General features: G+C 42.1%; 2 protein-coding genes. Both read left to right on the top strand.

Features of this window, described 5'->3' with window-relative positions; all coding sequences use genetic code 11:
• Window positions 1-87 precede the first annotated feature (87 nt).
• The gene (locus tag DBR11_RS21055; RefSeq protein ID WP_108554589.1) at window positions 88-1341 is read left to right on the top strand and encodes an aspartyl protease family protein; all 1254 of its coding nucleotides are present in this window, start codon (window positions 88-90) and stop codon (window positions 1339-1341) included.
• A 50-nt stretch (window positions 1342-1391) separates the two neighbouring features.
• Complete coding sequence (locus tag DBR11_RS21060; RefSeq protein ID WP_108554590.1) at window positions 1392-2336, top strand: hypothetical protein; 945 nt, start codon at window positions 1392-1394, stop codon at window positions 2334-2336.
• Window positions 2337-2441 lie beyond the last annotated feature (105 nt).

A 2441-nucleotide genomic window follows, 5' to 3' on the forward strand; every position in this document is an offset into this window, starting at 1 on the left:
AAAAAAGAATTAGCAGCAAATTTTGGTTTAAGCCACATAATATGAATTATGTTATAGGAATCTATGCCTAAATTATTAAATTAGTTTATGAAATCCATTTTACGGTTAATAAAAATATTTTCTGCAAGAATCATATTACTATTATCTGTCATTTGCCTGTTTCTTCAAAGCCCGGTTCAGGCCCAAACCTTTAATTTTGACGGAGACCGTGAAAAAGAGGTCATGGATTTCCAACTGATCAAAAATCTCATTATCATTCCCCTGTATATCAATGGAAAGGGTCCTTATAATTTTGTACTCGATACCGGCGTTAGCCCAATGATCATCTCAGATCCCTCCATTATAGACAGCCTGAATCTCGGCCCGCTGCGGGTAACTAAGTTATCCGGCCTTGGAGCTGGCAACGACGTAGAGGCTTACTTAACCGATCAGATATACGTAAGAATTGGTCATTCTACCATCAGCAATATCCCCACAGCTATTCTGAAAGAGGATCTGTTTAACCTGTCCAGCTATCTGGGTACCCGCATCTACGGACTGATCGGCTATTATTTTTTTAACAGCTTCGTTGTCAAAATTAAATACCCAGCTAAACGCCTGTTTTTTTCCCTCCCGGAAACACGCGTAAAAAAGAAAGGCGAAAGAATTCCCCTGGAGATGATCAGCAATAAACCCTATATCAAAGCCACAGTCAATCCCGCAGGACTAGAACCTTTTGAAGCTAAATTGATCCTGGATATAGGCGCCAGTCATGCCATCTCAATGGAATCTTACCAGGACAAGCCTTTTCCCCTCCCGGCAAAAACCATCAGTGCCAATCTTGGTGTTGGATTTACAGGACTCATCAGCGGGCATATTGGTCGCATCAACAGTTTAAAGATCGGCAGTACCCAGTTCAATAATGTATTGTCCTCTTTCCCGGATTATGAAGAAGCTGCAGCCAAAACTATGCTCAAAGAGCGCAATGGAAACCTTGGCAGCAATGTGATGAAACACTTTGACATCACTTTTGACTATGCCGATTTTTGCGTCTATCTCAAGCCAAATAAATTCTACAAAAGAACCTTCGAACACGATATGGCCGGGATGGAGGTTTATATTGAAACCGGAAAGCCCAATCACTACCTGGTAGGCCGTATAGAACCCGGCTCACCGGCCGAGGAAGCCGATTTTCATTCCCAGGACGAACTGCTTTCCATCAATTTCAAACTCATTCAGGAATACAGCCTGGATGATGTCGACATGCTCCTTAAGTCAGGCAATGGTCGTCGTCTCATCATAGAAATCGGACGGGGAAAAGAAAGGTTGTACAAACTGGTCATTCTCCGGAGAAGAGTTTAAAATTAAAATCGGTTCCGCCGAATAGCCCATTTTAATATCTTTGTTCCCATATGATGAAGACCATTTTACTGCGAATCCTGCTTGGCCTGTGCCTGGCACTAAGCGCCTGCCATACAGATAACTCTACACATACACAGAAAAAGACCAGCCCTAAAACGCGCCTTTCATTCCTTCCCTTCAAAGGCATCCGGTACCAGGAAGTGAAAAGGAGATTTTCAAACGGCCTTTCCTTCGACTCTCTGGGCTTTCAACAAGAACCCAGCTGGATCATCCAGTTTGAATCCAATGACTCTATCCTGGCCTATAGTCCGGAAAAGAAACGAATGCTTGGCTTCCATCTTCTGTATGACCATGGTGAGGTCTATAATTTTGCGAAAGAATGGTTCCGCATCAAAAGCATCTCAAAAGACAGTGTGCTGATGCAACGGTTACAGGTCAACAAACGGGAAATTGCCAACGACATCCGCTCAGATGTGAACCTGACCTTTTATGCCGAAAATTACATCAAAGATGTGCTAAAAACAAGTGCAGAAGTTTTACAAAGACCAACCTCAAGAGACACCGCTTTTATACAAAAACGCTCCCAAACAGCCAATGCCCACCCGAGCAACCGGGATAGTGTTTTTGCAGCAAGGCAGCCCGTCCAGCTGATCCCAAAAAGCAAACTTGTGTCTGTAGAAAGGCTCAGTTCCGTCGACGTACTGAATGGAAAAACAGAAGCTTACGATTATCTATATCCAAGCTATAGAGTAGTCATGCACAAAGCCTATAAAGATTTTGGTTATACCTTCACCGTACTGGTCGATGACAAAGGCAAAATGAGCCTAGGCACATTTAGTGGAGAAATTCCTGAATACCATGAGGTTCGCAAAAAAGTACTGGAAGGGATCATCTCTGTTTACCTGCAGAATTTATTTACAGTTAAACCCGGGACTACCCTTGGAATAGCCCATGCCAGTGAGATCACAGTGACCATTAAAGGGATCAAAGACTAACAATAATCTGCTCATTATCTTGAAATTATCAAAAAAAGTTGCTTTAGTAGATTATCTCAAAATAATTACTAACTTGCAGACTTAATTTTTAATAAATAATACAAT

This window comes from Pedobacter sp. HMWF019 (assembly GCF_003061025.1).
In the GTDB taxonomy this organism is placed as follows: Bacteria; Bacteroidota; Bacteroidia; order Sphingobacteriales; family Sphingobacteriaceae; genus Pedobacter.

Bases quoted from the DNA above. Each gene is read 5' to 3' on its own strand.
- DBR11_RS21055 (WP_108554589.1), top strand. From the start codon at position 88: ATGAAATCCATTTTACGGTTAATAAAAATATTTTCTGCAAGAATCATA.
- DBR11_RS21060 (WP_108554590.1), top strand. From the start codon at position 1,392: ATGATGAAGACCATTTTACTGCGAATCCTGCTTGGCCTGTGCCTGGCA.